The organism is Mesorhizobium salmacidum (SeqCode) (assembly GCF_037179605.1).
GTDB classification, from domain to species: Bacteria; Pseudomonadota; Alphaproteobacteria; order Rhizobiales; family Rhizobiaceae; genus Mesorhizobium; species Mesorhizobium salmacidum.
Map to the genome: position 1 here is coordinate 111,364 of NZ_JAPYKS010000005.1, position 17,795 is coordinate 129,158.

At 63.6% G+C, this 17,795-nt stretch carries 15 protein-coding genes and 1 tRNA gene; 3 read left to right on the forward strand and 13 right to left on the reverse strand.

All coding sequences use genetic code 11. The features are described 5' to 3' along the window. Positions 1-28 precede the first annotated feature (28 nt). On the forward strand, positions 29-955 hold the full coding sequence (locus O7A60_RS08765; RefSeq protein WP_337105899.1) for an NADP-dependent oxidoreductase: 927 nt from the start codon (positions 29-31) through the stop codon (positions 953-955). A 62-nt stretch (positions 956-1,017) separates the two neighbouring features. Here O7A60_RS08765 and sciP read toward each other — a convergent pair whose 3' ends face one another. Next, entirely contained in the window at positions 1,018-1,293 is a 276-nt protein-coding gene (gene sciP / locus O7A60_RS08770) for a CtrA inhibitor SciP (protein WP_006203587.1), read from the reverse strand. Between the two features lie 286 nt (positions 1,294-1,579). Between sciP and mnmA the strand changes: the two genes are divergently transcribed. Next, positions 1,580-2,770 (forward strand): tRNA 2-thiouridine(34) synthase MnmA, encoded by a 1,191-nt coding sequence (gene mnmA / locus O7A60_RS08775; RefSeq protein ID WP_027146757.1) that lies wholly within the window; start codon positions 1,580-1,582, stop codon positions 2,768-2,770. Positions 2,771-2,812: 42 nt separating this feature from the next. On the opposite strand, the gene O7A60_RS08780 is transcribed toward mnmA, so the two are convergent. Continuing rightward, on the reverse strand, positions 2,813-3,778 hold the full coding sequence (locus O7A60_RS08780; protein WP_337105901.1) for a Gfo/Idh/MocA family protein: 966 nt from the start codon (positions 3,776-3,778) through the stop codon (positions 2,813-2,815). 239 nt (positions 3,779-4,017) lie between these two features. On the opposite strand from O7A60_RS08780, the gene O7A60_RS08785 reads away from it, so the two are divergent. Then, a tRNA-Met gene (locus tag O7A60_RS08785) sits at positions 4,018-4,094 on the forward strand. 356 nt (positions 4,095-4,450) lie between these two features. Here O7A60_RS08785 and O7A60_RS08790 read toward each other — a convergent pair. From O7A60_RS08790 to O7A60_RS08840, 11 genes are all read right to left on the reverse strand, one after another. Next, positions 4,451-5,428: a hypothetical protein gene (locus O7A60_RS08790; RefSeq protein WP_337106054.1), complete on the reverse strand. Its 978-nt coding sequence runs from the start codon at positions 5,426-5,428 to the stop codon at positions 4,451-4,453. Positions 5,429-5,694: 266 nt separating this feature from the next. Next, complete coding sequence (locus O7A60_RS08795; RefSeq protein WP_337105902.1) at positions 5,695-7,056, reverse strand: hypothetical protein; 1,362 nt, start codon at positions 7,054-7,056, stop codon at positions 5,695-5,697. Further along, positions 7,023-7,874 carry a hypothetical protein gene (locus tag O7A60_RS08800; protein ID WP_337105903.1) on the reverse strand — a complete coding sequence of 284 codons (852 nt, stop codon included), beginning with the start codon at positions 7,872-7,874 and terminating at the stop codon, positions 7,023-7,025. Before O7A60_RS08800 ends, O7A60_RS08795 begins: the two co-directional genes overlap by 34 nt. 12 nt (positions 7,875-7,886) lie before the next feature. Further along, positions 7,887-9,467: a PAN domain-containing protein gene (locus O7A60_RS08805; protein ID WP_337105904.1), complete on the reverse strand. Its 1,581-nt coding sequence runs from the start codon at positions 9,465-9,467 to the stop codon at positions 7,887-7,889. 61 nt (positions 9,468-9,528) lie between these two features. After that, positions 9,529-10,419, reverse strand: a complete 891-nt coding sequence (locus O7A60_RS08810) for an SH3 domain-containing protein (RefSeq protein WP_337105905.1) — start codon at positions 10,417-10,419, stop codon at positions 9,529-9,531. A 41-nt stretch (positions 10,420-10,460) separates the two neighbouring features. Further along, positions 10,461-11,528, reverse strand: a complete 1,068-nt coding sequence (locus O7A60_RS08815) for an OmpA family protein (RefSeq protein ID WP_337105906.1) — start codon at positions 11,526-11,528, stop codon at positions 10,461-10,463. Positions 11,529-12,107: 579 nt separating this feature from the next. Then, positions 12,108-13,178, reverse strand: a complete 1,071-nt coding sequence (locus O7A60_RS08820; protein ID WP_337105907.1) for a helix-turn-helix transcriptional regulator — start codon at positions 13,176-13,178, stop codon at positions 12,108-12,110. A gap of 273 nt (positions 13,179-13,451) precedes the next feature. Next, positions 13,452-15,251 carry an allophanate hydrolase gene (gene atzF / locus O7A60_RS08825; RefSeq protein ID WP_337105908.1) on the reverse strand — a complete coding sequence of 600 codons (1,800 nt, stop codon included), beginning with the start codon at positions 15,249-15,251 and terminating at the stop codon, positions 13,452-13,454. After that, positions 15,248-15,598 carry a cupin domain-containing protein gene (locus tag O7A60_RS08830; protein ID WP_337105909.1) on the reverse strand — a complete coding sequence of 117 codons (351 nt, stop codon included), beginning with the start codon at positions 15,596-15,598 and terminating at the stop codon, positions 15,248-15,250. The genes atzF and O7A60_RS08830 overlap by 4 nt, the downstream gene beginning before the upstream one ends. After that, positions 15,591-16,259 carry a cysteine hydrolase family protein gene (locus tag O7A60_RS08835; protein ID WP_337105910.1) on the reverse strand — a complete coding sequence of 223 codons (669 nt, stop codon included), beginning with the start codon at positions 16,257-16,259 and terminating at the stop codon, positions 15,591-15,593. The genes O7A60_RS08830 and O7A60_RS08835 overlap by 8 nt, the downstream gene beginning before the upstream one ends. Then, a complete protein-coding gene (locus tag O7A60_RS08840) occupies positions 16,259-17,788 on the reverse strand; it encodes an ABC transporter ATP-binding protein (RefSeq protein ID WP_337105912.1) in 1,530 nt (509 codons plus the stop codon). Before O7A60_RS08840 ends, O7A60_RS08835 begins: the two co-directional genes overlap by 1 nt. Positions 17,789-17,795 lie beyond the last annotated feature (7 nt).

A 17,795-nucleotide genomic window follows, 5' to 3' on the forward strand; every position in this document is an offset into this window, starting at 1 on the left:
GTGGCGTTAATCAAGCAGGAGAGATTTCATGCGTGCCGTAACCCAGAATTCCGTTGGCGGGCCGGACGTTCTTGTCACCGCCGAATTGCCCGATCCCACACCGAAGGCCGGCGAGGTGCTGGTCCGCGTCAAGGCGGCCGGCATCAATCCGGTCGATGGCGCGGTGCGCGCGGGCAACTATCCGCTGCTCGGCGAGCCACCCTTCATCCTTGGCTGGGATATTTCGGGGACGGTCGAGGCACTGGGCGCCGGCGTTACCAGCTTCAAGGTCGGCGACGAAGTGTTCGGCATGCCGCGCTTCCCCAAGCAAGCGGCGGCCTATGCCGAACTGGCGGCCGTGCCGGCCGATGAGATCGCGCTGAAGCCGACGCGGGCGGACCACATCCAGGCCGGCGCATTGCCGCTGGCCGGTCTCACCGCCTGGCAAGGTCTTGTCCGCCATGGCCGACTGAAATCAGGCCAGCGCGTGCTGGTGCACGCCGGAGCTGGCGGCGTTGGCCATCTGGCCGTGCAGATCGCCAAGGCGCGTGGTGCTTACGTCGTCGCCACGGCCAGCCCGGGCAAGCTCGACTTCGTACACAAGCTCGGCGCCGATGAGGTGATCGACTACACCAAGGGTGATTTCACCAGCCAGATCAGCGACATCGACCTGGTGCTGGAGCCGGTGGGCGGCGACCATGCCGATCGCTCGCTGAAGGTGCTGAAGCCCGGCGGCGTGCTGGTATCATTGCTCAACGTCAACGACGCCACGCGCGCCGACGCCAGTTCGCGCGATATCAGGGTCGAGCGCATGTCGGTCGTGCCCGACCGAGAGGGCCTGGTTGAGCTCGCCGGGTTGATCGACGCGCAAAAGCTTGCGGTCCACGTGGCCAGGATTTTTCCGCTCGATCAGGCTGGAGCCGCCCACGCCTTTCTCGCCACCAAGCCGATCGGCAAGGTAGCGCTGACGGTCTGAGCGGCGACGCCGAAAGCAAAAGGGCGCGGCATGCCGCGCCCTTCGATCATGGTGAGACCGGCCTAGTGCCGGTATTGCTGGATGCGCGTGGTGCGCAGCCCGGCAAGGCCGTATTCGTCGATCGACGCTTGCCAGGACAGGAATTCCTCCGTGGTCAGCTTGTAGCGCTGGCATGCCTCTTCAAGGCTCAAAAGTCCGCCGCGCACCGCTGCAACCACTTCCGCCTTGCGCCGGATAACCCAGCGACGCGTGTTCGTCGGCGGCAGATCGGCAATCGTAAGAGGGCTGCCGTCAGGCCCGATAACGTATTTGACTCTAGGTCTAACCAGATCGGTCATCGTACTCTCTACAAAAAACTCAAAGACCCAATCCCCGCCACGTTACCGCCACAGCTTTAAAAATTGCCTAAGCAGACCCTAATGACTAGGTAAGGATCGTGAACGCCGCGTTAGTCTTTTAGCGGGCATTTGAAATATCCGGCTGGAAACCCTGTTTAGCCGGAAGGAATGTACCCACTCACAGCGTCCGCCACGCGCCGCGGGTTGTCCTGCAAGCTGGCGCCGCATGAAAGCTTGACCTATATTCTCGACATTGGCATTTGAGCTGCCGCAGAATGAAAGCACCATGAACAGTCTCGACCTTCCCAGACGTCCCGAAGAGACCCGCATTGTCGTCGCCATGTCGGGCGGCGTCGATTCATCCGTGGTCGCCGGCCTGTTGAAACGCGAGGGCTATGATGTCGTCGGCGTCACCTTGCAGCTCTACGATCATGGCGCGGCAACGCATCGGGCCGGATCATGCTGCGCCGGCCAGGACATCGACGATGCCCGCCGCGTCTCCGAGACGCTGGGTATTCCGCATTATGTGCTCGATTATGAGGAGCGGTTCCGCAAGGCGGTCATCGACCCCTTCGCCGAAAGCTATGTCGCCGGCGAGACGCCCATTCCTTGCGTTTCCTGCAACCAGACGGTCAAATTCGCCGATCTCCTGGCCACGGCCAAGGATCTCGGCGCCGACGCGCTGGCCACCGGCCACTACATCCGCTCCGGGGCCAATGGCGCCCACCGCGCCCTCTACCGGCCGGTCGACGCCGACCGCGACCAGAGCTATTTCCTGTTCGCCACCACGCAGGCGCAGATCGATTATCTGCGCTTTCCGCTCGGCGGCCTGTCGAAGCCGCAGGTTCGCGCCATCGCCGAGGAGATGGGGCTGACGGTCGCCGCCAAGCAGGACAGCCAGGACATCTGCTTCGTGCCGCAGGGCAAATATTCCGACATCATAGCCAAGCTGAAGCCGGCTGCCGCCAACCCGGGCGACATCGTCCATATCGACGGCCGCGTGCTCGGCCGCCACGAGGGCATTCTGCGCTACACGATCGGCCAGCGCCGTGGCATCGGCATCGCGTCCGGCGAGCCGCTCTATGTCGTCCATCTTGACGCCGAGCGCGCCCGTGTCGTGGTCGGCCCGCGCGAGGCGCTGGAGACGCACAAGATCTATCTGCGCGACATGAACTGGCTGGGAGACGGCGCGCTCGCCGATGTGCCCGCCGGCGGCATCGAGCTGTTCGCCAAGGTGCGCTCGACCAGACCGCCACGGCCGGCCGTGCTGCGCCACGAGGCAGGCGTGACCTCGGTCGAGCTGGCCGATGGCGAATCGGGCATCGCGCCCGGACAGGCCTGCGTGCTCTATTCCGACGATGGCAACGAGGCCCGCGTTTTCGGCGGCGGCTTCATCGTGCGCTCAGAGCGCGGCGCCGAAGCCGAAGCGATGCTGAGCCGGCTCGCCGAAAAGCCGGCGCAAATTCCCGCCGAGTAGCTCTCCCTGTCCGTCGCACCAGAGGTACGACGCGGCCCTCCCTCAGGATGTGGATTTGGTGTGGGTGACGGTGCCCGCCGTCAGGATGCGCAACACCCTGATCGCCTCCTCGCCGCTGGTGCGTGGTTCGGCGCGCGTCCCGATGCACTGGATGAAATGCTCCAGTTCGCGCGTCAGCGGCATGCCCTGGGCAACCGCGACATAGGACGGCTCATTGGTGGTGAACGCCCACTGGCCGCTGTCCTGCCACACGGCGTGGCGATAGACGGCGAGCTTGCGCTCCCATGGCTCGACATCGTCGAACACCGCCATCGCCTTGGTGCCGACCACGGTCAGCCGCCGCTCGCGATAGGGGTTGAGCCGCGACGTGAAAAGATGGCTGCGCAGGCCGTTGGGAAAGCGCATATGCAGATGCGCGAAATCGCTGAGATTGTCGAGGAGTGCCGCCCCCTCGCCGCGCACCTCGATCGGCTCGGTGCCGGTGATGGCCAGGATCATCGACAGATCGTGCGGCGCGAGGTCCCATAGCGCATCGTTCTCGGTGTGGAACTTGCCGAGCCCCAGCCGGTGCGAATGGATGTAGCGTACCTCGCCGAGTTCGCCCTTGTCGATCAGCTGTTTGAGCGTCTCGAAGGCGGGATGGAAACGCAGGACATGACCGACCATGAACACGCGGCCATTGTCCTTGGCCGCCCGCACCGCGCGCTCGGCATCCGGCACCGTCAGCGCGATCGGCTTTTCCACCAGCACGTCCTTGCCATTCTCGACGGCGCGCACGGCAAGATTGGCATGGAACTGCGGCGGCAAGGCCATGATGATGGCGTCGATGTCATCGCGGACAAACAGCTGGTCCGGCGCGATCGCCAGGCAGTCCTGTTCGCTGGCGAAACCTTCGGCGCGGGCACGATTGGTGTCGGAAACCGCGTGCAACGCGCCGAGCGCCTTGAGGGTGCGGATGTGGTTGGAGCCCCAGTATCCGCAACCGAGGACTGCAATGCGCGGCTTCATCTGTTTCAAACTCTAAAAACTCGTGGCCGAGACATAGCGACGTGCCCCGTCGAACTCAACCCCGGCGGCTGCAAGCAGGTGTTCGCGCGGCAAAGCTTTTCTCCATGGAGAATATGCGCCGATATCGAATGCATCGAAGCTTGACAGGCTCGCCCTCCCAACCTTATATCCGCGCGACCTTGGCGAACGCCTCGAAATGCCTTTCGATTTAAGGCGGATTTCGGGCCTGTCGCCGCCCTGGCGGGGTAGCTCAGTTGGTTAGAGCACGGGAATCATAATCCTGGGGTCGGGGGTTCAAGTCCCTCTCCCGCTACCACTTCAAACCTGTACGGCCCGGAGACATAGGTAACAGTTTGTACCTAAGACATGCGGCTGATGGCTTGATCTCGCGGTCAGTCGGGCGCTTTTTTCGGCAGTGATGAAGGCGGTCGGTACAATCCAACTGCATGGGGCCGAGGAGCGCCCCGGTGTCCTAGAATAGTGCACGTCGGACGCAACCATGTGAAGCGGGGCAGGCCCCTGCCGATCAACCACGACTGACGTCACCCATCGTTGGCGAATAGCCCCGCACTCTGATAGCGTCCAGCTATTTTTCTCCTCAAGGAAGCCGCCGCGGTAGAAGACGGTGGTCGAAGCGATGCCGCCGATAAATGCCAGCATGACATTGATCCCTCATATCCTCGGCTGCAGCGCTGGCCCTGCCGGCCTTCCGCCGAAAGGCGACATCGCCTTTTCTTTCAACTCGCGGAACTGGCGCGACGCCTCGGAGAGCCTGTGGTCCCATTCGGGATTGGGTGTCTGGCCCTCGATAGTCTTGAAATAAACCTGCATCAGCGAGGCGATGGCGAAGGGCTCCACAAAAGCCGCCTTCAGCGCCCAGGCGAAAACGATGGCCAGAACGAAGCCCCAGCCGCTTAAATGGCTTGGCAGGAAGTAGACGACCGCGCCCGCCGGTGCCAGCATGAGCAGGAAGATGACGAAGGTGACGCCCCACAGGATCAGCGCCAGCCACACCGCGTTCTTGACCATCTTCGTGCCGTTCTGGGCATAAAGCACCACGCCCTGCCGGGCAGTCTCGAAGGGCGAGGACGAGTCCATGCGGATATTGTAGCCGAGGATGATCTCGTCGACATAGGTCAGCGAGATGCGGATCACCGTATTGGCGAAGCGCACCAGCCCGTCGAGCCCCGGCAGGAAGGCGGCGATGCCGCCGAGCAGACTGGTGACGGCGCGGATCGCTCCCTTTACCAATTGGTCGACGGCGAAGAGGATGTTGGCTTCCGCGAAGCGCTGCGTCACGACCGCTTTCGCATAGGCGATCTGGGTCTGTCCGCCCGGCACATCGCGACCGTCGAGCAGATGGACCATGACGGCGATGTGGCTAGCCTTAAGCACATAGAGGATGTATTCGCGGATCCAGTAGACTGCGATGGAAACTAGTGCGAAGCCAAGGATGCCGCCGCAAAAGGCCGTGCCTTCCGGCCCGCCATCGGCGAAGATGTGGCCAACACCCCAGCCGATGCTGGCGCCTGCGCCCGTCGCCGCTATATAGGCGAGCGTCATGGCGAAATAGACGATCATGCGGAAAAGAATGAATGGCCATGTCCTGAGCATGATCGCCCCGGATCTGGCGACCGAGAAGTCCCACATCACGCTACCCTCCGGATAAGGCGGCGAGCGCAGGAAGCCGCGAAGAGCCGCATAGTCCGCCCGTCACGGCCACCGTTGAACTCTGCGCAACCATTTCGATCACCCGAGCCTTCAGCGATTACGCCGACCCGCGAGCCGGCCGCGTCATTGCGGCTCCCATCATAACCACCGGCCAGCTCGGGTGAGCTCGCAAGCGCATAGATGCAGGGCATCACAAAGATCGCCGCGAGCCTACCCATGACTTGCCGCCTCCCCTTGCAATGCGGCTACTGCCGCGTTCCGTTCCAGCTGCCTTCGACGGTGTCGGGATTGTTGCCGAAATCGTAGCCGCCCGCGAACGACTGGCCGTCGCTGGAGAGCACGAACTTACCGCTGCCTCTGGTGCCGTCCTTCTGGACCCAGGAGAAGCGCAGCACGTTGCCGCTCACCTTGCCGGTGATTTGCCCGGCGCTGCCGTCATTACCTTGGTAGCGGCCGGAGACGCCGTTGCCGTTCTGCTGCAGCGAGAGGCTGTAGGCGACGTTATCGGCGTTGGCGCTCCAGCTTCCGCCGAAGCCGGCCGTCGCCGATGCCTGCGTTCCCTTCGACTTGGCGAACCCCGCCGCGCTCTTGGCGAATCCGGCTGCCCCGCCGCCGAACTTCAGGAACCGGGCAGAGACGCAGCCGGACACCGGCGCGCTGATCCGGCACCAACCGCCATCGCCGCCGCCTTGCTTGTTTGCGATGATGCCTGCAGCGCCGCCGGTCTTGCCGCACGGACCGGCCACCGACACAGCCTGGCCTTCCGGAACCGTGCCGGTCACCTGGCCATCGGGAGCATTGCGGACATTGAGCTTATCCAGCCCCGGCTGGTTGATCACCACCGTCGCCGTCCCGCCGCCACAGGAGGCATCGGCCCCGCCACCACCGTCACCCGCCGCGGCGGCGCTACTTCCACCGCCGGCCTTACAGTCATTCAATCGCTGCTTGAACCTAGCCTCTTCGGAATCGGCGACACCGTCGCCGGAATGCGCCACGCATCGCTGCAGCCAATAGGCGTGGGGATTGTTCCAGGGGGCGGTCTGGACGAATTTACAGCCAAGGCCGCGCGCCTCGCTGGCAATGGCCGACATGCGATCGCCATAGGCGACACACGCGTTGCCCCTGCCGGTGTGCTTGATTGGCTTCTCCGGCAGCGGAGGGGGTGGCGGTGCGGCCAGAGATCCTGTCGTGATACAGGATGTGCCCGACCAATTCGCCGAAACAACGTCGTCAGATTTCCTCCGAGCTCTGACTCTGAAGCAGTATTTGGTATTTGGATCTACATCACTGATCCTGAAGCCGACTCTATTGACTGTGCCCTCGTTGTTCGGAGCGGGTATGGTGTGGAAATCAAAACAAACCGGGCACCAACAGGCTACCTGCTTCGCCAGGCACTCAAGCGAATACGACGGCGGCGCATACTTGTTGCCATTTTTAGTGATCTCAACCTCGAAGCCGACCAATTCGGGAAAGTATCCAGGGTGTCGCTCGGTGGCTGTTCCGCTGATTTTAAATTCCTTCCCCGCCGTGTTTCTCCACAGCAGGCCAATGTCAATTGTTTCGCGCCACCCTTTCACATCTTGTGTTTTATTCCGAGATTCGCCCATTTGCAGATCCGTCGGCGTTCCCGGACGATCGCGAGCGGACGCTGAGGTGGCGATTGCCACGCATGACATGACCATAAGGCTGACGATCGATGTCCGTAGAACTGAGATGAGGGGCATGATGCACTCCAAGTCCGGTTGAATTGGTGCGTTGATAACCGCAGCCGAAATCCAGTCAGGTTGTGGGCGAAGCTCCCACTCGTCACCTGTTCCCCAGGGCACGTCACTTTTCCAAAAGGCATTGAGCTGGAAGAGGCTCGACCGTTATCGCGCCGTCTGGCGCCCGACTTTCCCCCCTCGTATTTGAGTCTGAGATCCACAAAGCCGTCCTCGCCGCTCGACTCGCCCTTGTCGGCGAGCAATCCGATGCTCAGTCCCTCTACCACATCGGCGCCCGCCGGCGCCGGGGCGCGCTTTTGCAGGCACGCATCGCGCGCGTTGAGGAAAGCATCGTTGTCGTCCGGCTTCGACGCCGGATCGCTGGTTTGCTCGATGCACGCTTCAAGGTCGGCGAGAGTTGGCAGCTTGACACGAACCTTCGCGGTGCCGTCCAGAGCCTCGCCGGCCTCACCCTGAATTGACGTGAAGGATCGCTTAACAGCGATCGAAAAGTCCTCGAATGGTCCGGTGACCGTAACGGGGCCGGCGTCGCCGCCTGGATAAGCAAACGTCATCGGCAGACTCCACCTAGGGTTCATGACATCGGCGCGCCCACATGTGAGCTTGAGGGCTCCGGCCAGCGTGCCGTCCGGCAGCAGGAGAACGCCAAATGTTGCCAATGGCGGCAGGAATCGACTGATGATGTAACCTATCTCGATCATGCGCTCCCTTGCCTACTGCCGCGTTCCATTCCAGTTGCCCTCGACCGCGTCGGGGTTGTTGCCGAAATTGTAGTTGCCCGCGAACGACTGGCCATCGCTGGAGAGCGTGAACTTGCCGCTGCCGCGGGTGCCGTCCTTCTGGACCCAGGAGAAGCGCAGCACGTTGCCGCTCACCTTGCCGGTGATTTGCCCGGCGCTGCCGTCATTACCTTGGTAGCGGCCGGAGACGCCGTTGCCGTTCTGCTGCAGCGAGAGGCTGTAGGCGACATTGTCGGCGTTGGCGCTCCAGCTTCCGCCGAAGCCGGCCGCTGCAGACTCCGATGTCTGCTTTCCCTTCGACTTCGCGAACCCCGCCGCGCTCTTGGCGAACCCGGCTGCCCCGCCGCCGAACCTCAGAAACCGGGCTGAGACGCAGCCGGGCACCGGCGCGCTGATCCTGCACCAGCCGCCATCGCCGCCGCTTGGCTTGTTTGCGATGATGCCTGCAGCGCCGCCGGTCTCGCTGCATGGACCGGTCACCGACACAGCCTGGCCTTCCGGAACCGTGCCGGTCACCTGGCCATCGGGACCATTGCGGACATTGAGCTTGTCGAGCCCCGGCTGGTTGATCACCACCGTCGCCGTCCCGCCGCCACAGGAGTTATCGGCTCGGTCACCACCGCCATCTGCCGCGGCCGCGCTACTTCCACCGCCGGTCTTACAGTCATTCAATCGCTGCTTGATTTTAGCCTCCTCGGAATCGGCGACACCGTCACCGGAATGCGCCACGCATCGTTGCATCCAATAGGCGTGGGGATTGTTCCAAGGAGCGATCTGGACGAATTTACAGCCAAGACCGCTCGCCTCGCTGGCAATGGCGGACATGCGATCGCCGTAGGCGACACACGCGTTGCCCCTGCCGGTGTGCTTGACAGGCTTTTCCGGCGGCGACGGAGGGGCCGAGGCTGTTCCCGCCTTCACACCCGAGACGCAACAGCCGTTCGGCGTTGGCGGCGGCACAGCCGATTTCAGCCAGCATATTGGTTTCGGACCCTGAACGCCGGGCTTGATGTAAGTCCAAGCCTTGCAGTTTGCGTCGGATTCGCACGCCGATTTGCAGGGTCCGAAGCCTGCGATTGTAGCCTCCAAGTCGAACCGGTCGTAATCGTGTCCCGGTCGATCGACACCCGTTTCGGCAGTCGAGTCTCCTCCGCTTCCGCCGGTGCTGGCAGAATGGAGGGGCGGGAATCGTCGCGTGACCTGGCGCCAATTCCCGCAACTTGACGAGAGTCCATATTTGCCGCCGTAGCAACCCTGTGCCGAATAGCTCACGGTGCCATCCGGCTGAACCGCCAGCCTTAGGACTGAACCAGTTTTCCATTCCGTCTGGGGTTGTCCGGGCACGATAATGTTAAAGACGTCAGTATTTCCATCTGGCCACAGGGTAATCTCGAGGATGCGTGAGTTCCCGTTGAACGTCAGGCGCTCATCCACACAGACGCCTGAGAATGACGTGCAGTCGCTGGCATGCGCCGGGTCTGGTTGGGGAAGAGACATCAGCGTCAATACCGCGAGGAGCCCCCACAAGCGGCGCGCCGTTCGCTCGAAAGACATGGCTCAACTCCTTCGGGTACCGGTTGAAGCTGCGTCCGACGAAAACATCTGGTCCTCGCGATCATTGCCGCGTCCCGTTCCAACTGCCCTCGACGGCATCGGGGTTGTTGGAGAAGTTGTAGGTGCCGTCGAACGACTGGCCGTCGTCGGCGAGCACGAACTTGCCGCTCCCGCGGGCGCCGTCCTTCTGGACCCAGGAGAAGCGCAGAATGTTGCCACTCATCTTGCCACTGATATTTCCGGCGCTGCCGTCGGCGCCCTGATAGTTGCCGGAGACGCTGTTGCCCTTCTGCTTGAGCGAGAAGCTGTAAGCGATGTTGTCGGCATTGGCGGCCCAGCGTCCCGAGAAGCCGGCCGCCGCCGCCGCGGGCACCTGCGGCTTGCTCTTCGGCTTCGCGAAGCCGGCCGCACCCCCGGACAGGCCGGTGTCGCCACCGAACGCAAGAAACTGGGACGACACGCAACCGTGCACCGGCGCGCTGATCTGGCACCAACCTCCGGCGCCGCCGCCTTGCTGCGTCTTCGGCTTGGCGAAGCCCGCCGCCCCGCTGATCGCACCGCACGGGCCGACCACCGACACGGTGCCGCCTTCCGGCACTGTGCCGACCACCTGGCCACCGGGACCGCTGCGCACGTTGAGCTTGTCGAGGCCCGGCTGGTTGATGACCACCGTCGCCATTGCATTGCCATCGCCGCAGGTGCCATCCGCCTGCTGCATCGGCGGCATGTCGCCCATATCCGCCGGCGTTTGAGGCGTGCCGCCTCCCCCGGCCTCATCGCCGCCGGCCGGTCTGAGCGTCTTGTGCTTGTTGCCGCTGCTTGTGCCTGCCGCGGGCACGAAGTCGACATTCGAAGCAGCTAAAGCCGGCGACTCCAAGATAAGCAGGGTAGCTATGCAAAGGAGAAGGAGCCGGAACCCGCCGGCACCAGTCCGGCATTCTTTGGCAGCCATTTGACGGTCCTTCTCGCTTACTGTCACGTGCCTTGTCCTGCCTAACCGGCGTTGCTTGACTTGGCCGCGGCGCCGCCGCTACCGCCAGAAGCACCACCGCCCAGGTCGTCCCGCTGTAGTTCGACGCGGCGGTTCTTGGCACGCCCTTCTTCGGTGTCATTGGATGCGACCGGTTGCGTCATGCCGGCGCCATCAGAGGCGAGGCGATCGGCGGCGATGCCGTATTGGGAGACAAGCGCCGCAACGACGTTGGCAGCGCGCCGCCGGGACAGATCGAGATTGTAGTCTGCGCCGCCCTGGCTGTCGGTGTGGCCGACGACGCGCAGCTTCAGGTCCGGCTCCGACGTCAGTAGCTGCGCGATCTCGTCGAGCGCCGGCTTGGACTCAGGCTTGATGACGTCCTTGTCGAAGTCGAACAATATCCCATAGACCGCAATCTTTCCGGTGTCGGAGAGTGCCGTCCCGATCTCCTTCGCGGTGACCACCCGGATCTTGCCGGTCTCCATCTCCTTGGTCTCGACGACCCGGACGACGGCGACGTTGCCGCTGCTGCTTTCACCAAGATAGAGAGCCGCGTAGACCGCTCCCTCCTGGCGGTCGAGCCGGGCGAGGAGGTAGCGTCCGCCTTCCTGGAACCAGTTCTGAACGTAGTCATCCGCAAGCTTGGGAACGGTGAGCGGATCGCCCACGGCCTGGCCGAGAAGATATCCACCTTCGGGCTGGCCGGATTCGAAGCAGGAGCCATTCTTGGTGGCGCAGGTGAAGACCTCCGAGAAGCCCTTCGCCTTCAGGCCTTCCTCGTAGTTGCGGAGCACCTCGAGCGTCGAACGGCCTTGTGGCAGTGTGTAGTAGATGAGCGTGATGTGGCCTTCGACCGTCTTGAAGCCAGTGCCGCCATTGGTGCTCGTCGGCGAAAAGGGAGCTTCGACGAGGTTTGCCTCGTCGAATTCCGTCGTCTTGTAACCGACGATCTCGGAGCCGTCGTAGCGCCCGACCAGCGGGTGATCGGAACTACCTTCGACATCGGCCGCCCGTACAGGCAGCGCGATGCCCAGACCGCCTATGATCAGCAGCACGGCGATGGAGCCGATCCCCTTCGCGCTGGCCATGGTTCTCATCGTCTTATACCTCGAGGCAAACGGGATTGGTGGACTGCTGCGCCGACAAACCGCAGACCGGAACCGCCAACGCGACGCGCAGCGGAGACATTCGGCCGAAAGCAGCTGTAGCGCTGCTCCCATTGCTGGGGCCGTGATCTGATTGGGGAAATTGAATGATTGTATGCCGGATATTGGCGCCATGACTTGGCCATGTTCGATCCCAATCTGCTGCGCGTTTCGGCGTGATGACACAGGGGGGATCGCCTGCTCGAATATGCCGGCGTGCTTGGGATCCTCTTGCAGGTCACAAGGATGGGCATTAGCTCGACGCCAAGCACGATGATTGTCGTCCCGCTTCAGCAGGCTCTCAGCGGATTGTGAACCGCGGACAATGCTTCCCAGCATCGTCACTCCCCCTTGCCGACGGGCCTTGCTTTGGTGGACGAATTGCGGCGTCGCTCTCGTCTGCGGGACAGCACCAAGCGTCGCAGGAGAAATTGCCGCGAAAACCGGGCGTCGCCTATCATCATATGATGATGGAAAGCGGCGGACTGCGTTCGAAGGAAGGGGCCCCCTCTGGAAGGCTCGTCAGCGCGGGAGCGGGTGCGCCGACTTCAGGAGGGCAACCAGCTGGCTTTGCTGGTTTGTACCGGTCTTGCGAAAAACGCGGTTGAGGTAAGTGCGCACGGTTGAGAATTGCAGCCCGGCTTCGGCTGCCGCCGCCTTGAGGCTATGTCCCTTGGCCAACGCGATCACAAGATTTACCTCGGCAGGTGTCAGGTCGAACAGCCCGGTCAAGATGGTCGGGGACGGGACGAGAGCGCTTGCCGAGATCGCCGTCGCCACGACAAGCAGATCACCTCCGTCGAAAAGGTCATGCGCGCTCCGTTTGAGCGGAAGGACATGCACCACCGCCGGCGGTGTGCCCCGGACAGGGATAGATCGCGGGGGCAGTTCGCCACGCATCGCCTGCAGCGCGGCCTGGAACAGACGGTTGCTCTCAGTGTTGGCGAGGGCGACGCCGCCGAATGCCGTCGGCAGAAAAAGCGACTTCTCGCGGTCGAACAGGCTGTTGGTCACCCGAACCCGCCCGTTGGCGGCGAGAACAGCGGCCGGAAGCCCGATCCTGGCTAACGCGTCGACGGCGCCGCGCGCCTGCACAAGACCAAGCCGGGCTGCCGCGAGCGTGGCGCGCGCCATGTCGGGTCGGATCCTGTCGAGGACTTCAAGCTGGTGCTCTTCGTAGCCTCCTTCGTCGAGCCCGCGCTGGAAAACAAACATCGCGATCTCACCTGTGGGCATGGCAATAGCCGCGCAAGCATTCACGCCCAGGCCACGCTCGCGCAGCCGAATGCGCATAGGATCATCCCGCACCTCGTCGGCCGTCATGAATCTGTCTACATCCACGAAGCTTGCCGGACGAACGGCCCCCATACGCGCAGCGGCTGTGGACAAGCGCAAGCTTTCGTCCTCAAGGAACTCGTCCATCAAATCCTGCAGCTGTGCCACGGCCTTTCCCCGAATCGGCATGCCATCCGCGAATACAAAGAGCGCACCGCCTTTTGATGCCGACACATTGGTGATCTGCCCGAGAACAGCGGGCCACTTTTCCGCTATGAACGCAGCTTCATAAAGCGCATCGAGAATTTCTGTAAACATTCGCGCCCATCTTACGCAGCCTACTTATTGTGCTGCGAACGAGGACAATAGCAAATTGCCGGCCAAGGAGGTATCTCTCAGGCCGACCGCGTTCGACGCAGGGTCAGATGAAGACGCCGAGAAGCCGTTCGTCTCCGGGCTTCGTCGTACGCCGCAACACGTTGCGCAGAGAACTATCGACGTCTTGCTATCTGCCCAAATCGGTGTCGTCACTCGTTGCGTCGTCACCCATGTGTCCGGTACGATACGTCACCTATGTCTCGGGTCGCTCATTCAACTATTGCCGCGTGCGACAAAGCGGCGCCAGCCGCCGAATGAGGAGATGTCGGAGGCACCGTCCAAGCCCGCGCTTTCGACCAGAAAACCCCTGGCGGGGGTGCCGTCGTCGAGTTCGACCGTGCCGATGCCGAGCGGAGCCGGAATAGCGGCGACGAAACGGCCGAAAGCCTCAGGCCCAAGCCGCCAGACCTCGACGTCGATCCGCATGCCGCCATCGGCGACGCGGATCAGGCCGGGCTTGGGCACCGACTGGCCGGCCAACGCATAGAGCTTGTAAGCGGCGGCGGTCCTGGTCGCGCGCAGGAATTGCGCGCCGAGCTGGTTGAGCTGGCCGTTGAGCGGCATGCCCGACAGATGCGCGCCGACCACCACCAGGTCGATCATGCCGTCGCATGGCGGCACGGCGGCCGGCCGCGGGCCGAGCTGCGGCCAACCCGTTGCGCCGAGCGGCAGGCCGCTCTGCGCATGCAGGTCGCGGGCGAGCATCGCCGTCAGCGCATCGCGGCCGGCCGGCGCCAAGAACGTGACGCTCATCGGCAGGCCGTCGCCGCGTCTGCCTGTCGGCACGGCGACGCCGCACATATCGAGCAAGTTGACGAAGTTGGTGTAGGTGCCAAGCCGGCTGTTGGTCACGACCGGATCGGCAAGCACCGCGGCTGTGGTGTAATGCGTAGGCGCGGTCGGCACGCAGAAGAGGTCGACCGAGGCGACGACCGGGGCGAGCTTCGCCTTGTAGGCTTGCAAGGCATAGAGGCCGCGAAAGGCGTCGGCCGCCGAAAGACTTCTGGCGCCGCCGATGATCTTGCGCGTCACCGGATGCATGGCAGCCTCGTTGGCGTCCATGAAGTCGCTGATCGCCGCGTAGCGCTCGGCGACCCAGGCGCCTTCGTAGAGAAGATTGGCGGTGGCGTAGAAATCGCTGAACGGAATTTCGACCAGCCGGCAGCCAAGCGTTTCCAGAAGGCCAAGTGCTGCCTCGAAGCCGACCTGCATCGAAGCGTCGCCGAAGAACTTCAGGTCGCTTTTCGCCGGCACCCCGACGTTCAGCACGGGCGGCCGGGCGGCAAGCGCCGGCACCTTGATCGCGCGCGAATAGGCGTCGGCCGGGTCCTCGGCCGCCGCGACGCCGAACACCGTATAGGCATCTTCGACGGTGAGTGCGAACACGGAGACGCAGTCAAGTGTGCGGCAGGCTGGCACCACGCCGGCGGCCGAGAGCGCACCGACAGTCGGCTTCAGCCCGACGATATTGTTGAGGCCGGCGGGGATGCGGCCGGACCCAGCCGTGTCGGTGCCGAGCGCGAAGGAGACGATGCCACGCGCCGTCGCCACCGCCGACCCTGAGGACGAGCCGCCAGGCACAAGGCTGGCATCGACAGCGTTCCTCGGGATCGGGTAAGGCGTGCGAACGCCGACCAGTCCGGTGGCGAACTGGTCGAGATTGGTCTTGCCGACGACCAGCGCGCCGGCCGCCTTTAGCCGCGCCACGACAGTAGCGTCCGTCTCCGGCACATAGGCGTATTCGGCGCAGGCTGCTGTGGTCGGCATGCCGGCGACATCGATATTGTCCTTGACCGCGAACGGGACGCCCCACAGCGGTTTGGTCGCTGGATCGAACGGTCCGAGCTCTTGTGCCTGCGCCAGCATGTCCGTCTTCCCGGGCAGATGGATGAAGATGCCGGGATCGTCAGCCGCCACGATGCGGGCGTGCACGGCATCGATCATATCCGCGACAGTCACGCCGCTGGCATAGGCCGCGTGCAGACTGACGATATCGAAGCGGATCTCACTCATGTGGCCTCCCCCAGAATAATTGCCGGCAGGTCCCACTGGATCAGCACGACGCAGCCGTCCTTAGTCCACACCGAGTGCTCGGTCCCGACCGGGTTCAGGATGACGCTGCCCCGGGGATAATCGCCGTTCTCATCGCTCTGCGTGCCCTCGAGCACGACGATGGTTTCCAGCCCGACATGGCGGTGGCGTGGCACGCCGGCGCCGGCCCGGTAGTCGAGGATCGCCACCGACGGCTCGACCGGTCCGCCCTTGAGCAGCCAATGCACCGTGATGCCGTCGCGAAAAGGTTCGAACGCCAGCTCGCGCCAGCCGCCACTGACGAGACCGGCAAAACTCAGATTAGCCATTCGCAACTCCCTGCAGCACCTGGTCGGTCGTCGCCGTCCAGCCGACGATGGCGCCTTGGGCACGGATCATGGCAAGCGCCGCTGCCTTGAACTCCGGAAAATAGCTTTCCGTCGCATCTTCGGCGAGCAGGCACTCATAGCCGCGATCATTAGCCTCGCGCATCGTCGTCTGCACGCAGACCTCGGTGGTGACGCCGGCGAAAACCAGTTGCTGCGCGCCAAGCCGCTTCAGTTCGTCACCGAAGCTCGTCGCATAGAAGGCGCCCTTGCCCGGCTTCTCGATGACGATCTCGCCGGGCAGCGGCGCCAACTCGTCGAGGATCGCCGTTCCCGGTTCGCCTGATATCAGCACGCGGCCCATCGGTCCGACATCGCCGATACGGATCGACGGATTGCCGCGGTTGCGCTTGGCCGGCGGCAGGTCGGAGAGGTCGGCGCGGTGGCACTCCATCGTGTGGATCACAGGCAGGCCGGCGGCACGGAACCCCTCGATCAGCTTCTTCACTGTCGGCACGATCGCGGCGATGCGGCTGACATCGTTGCCGAGGCTGGCGCCAAAGCCGCCGGGCTCGGCAAAATCGCGCTGCATGTCGATGACGACCAGCGCCATCGTGTCGGGCTTGAACGAAAAGGCGAACGGCTGCGCGTCGATTTCCGCCATCAATGATGTCCCGCCATATGCTCGCCGATGGTCTGCACGCTCGCCCGGCCGATCGGCGTCTCATAGACCAGCGCGCCATCCGACATGACGAAAATGCGGTCGGACAATTCCAAGAGCTCGTCGAGGTCTTCCGACATCAACAGCACGGCCGCACCCGCGTTGCGCGCCTTCATGATGCGGGCGCGGATTTCGGCCACCGCCGAGAAATCGAGGCCGAAGCAGGGGTTGGAGACGATCAGCAGGTCGACCTCGCCGGTCAGTTCGCGGGCCAGCACCGCGCGCTGCACATTGCCGCCCGACAGCGAGGCGATGGGCGAGGACAGCGAGGCGGTCTTGACCTTGAACTGCTCGACCAGGCGGGCGCTGAAGGCGCGAATGGCGCCGGTGCTGATCCAGTTCACCCGCCTGCCATTGCCGTCCATGTCGAAGGTGCGGAAGGAGATGTTCTCGGCCACCGTCATTTTCGGCGCACAGGCATTCTTCAGCGGCTCTTCGGGAATGAGCCGCACATTGAGCGCCCGCGCCTCGGCACGCGTCGCGGCATAGGCGGCACCGCGCACCAACACCTCGCCGGCGTCACGCGGACGCTGGCCGGCAAGCACTTCCAGAAACTCCTTCTGGCCGTTTCCGGAAATGCCGGCGATGCCGACGATCTCGCCGGAGCGCACGCCGAGGTCCTCGATGCTGATCGACTTCAGCCCGGTTCGATCCGGCGCCTTCAGCGATTTGACCTTGAGCACGATCTCGGCATTGGGTTTCGGCGTCGCGCGGCTGTCAAGCGTGACGATCGGCTGGTCGCCGATCATCATCGCCGCCATCGCCTTGTGGTCGAGGTCGGCGACGCGGCCAGTTCCCGTCAGCTTGCCCTTGCGCAACACGCTGACATCGTCGGCGAATGCCGTGACCTCATGGAATTTGTGCGAGATCATCAGAACTGTGAGGTCGCCGGCCTTGGTCATGTCGCGCACCAGCCCCAGCACCTCCTGCGCTTCGCCCGGCGTCAGCACCGATGTCGGCTCGTCCAGCACCAGGAAGGAGCGGCCGAGATAGAGCTGTTTGATGATTTCGAGCTTCTGCTTCTCGCCGGCGGCAAGCTCCGCCACCTTGGCGTCGAGCGGCAGCTTGAACGGCATGCGCTCCATGAACACGGCAAGATCGCCCCGCTCCTTGCGCCAGTCGATGATGCCGGGCACCTTTTCCCGCGAGATGACAAGGTTCTCAGCTCCGGTCAGCGACGGCACCAGCGTGAAATGCTGGTAGACCATGCCAAGTCCGAGCGCCGAGGCATCCCTGGGGCTGGTGATCTTGACCTCCCGGCCATCGACCAGCATGTCGCCGGAAGTCGGGTGATAAAAACCCATCATGCATTTGACCAGCGTCGACTTGCCGGCGCCGTTCTCGCCGAGCAGCGCGTGGAACGAGCCTGCCGGCACCTTCACCGATACGGCGTCCAGCGCCGTGAAGGCACCGAAGCGCATGGTCATGCCGATGGTTTCGACGCCGAGGGCTTTTCTGACGCTGTCACTCATAGCGCCC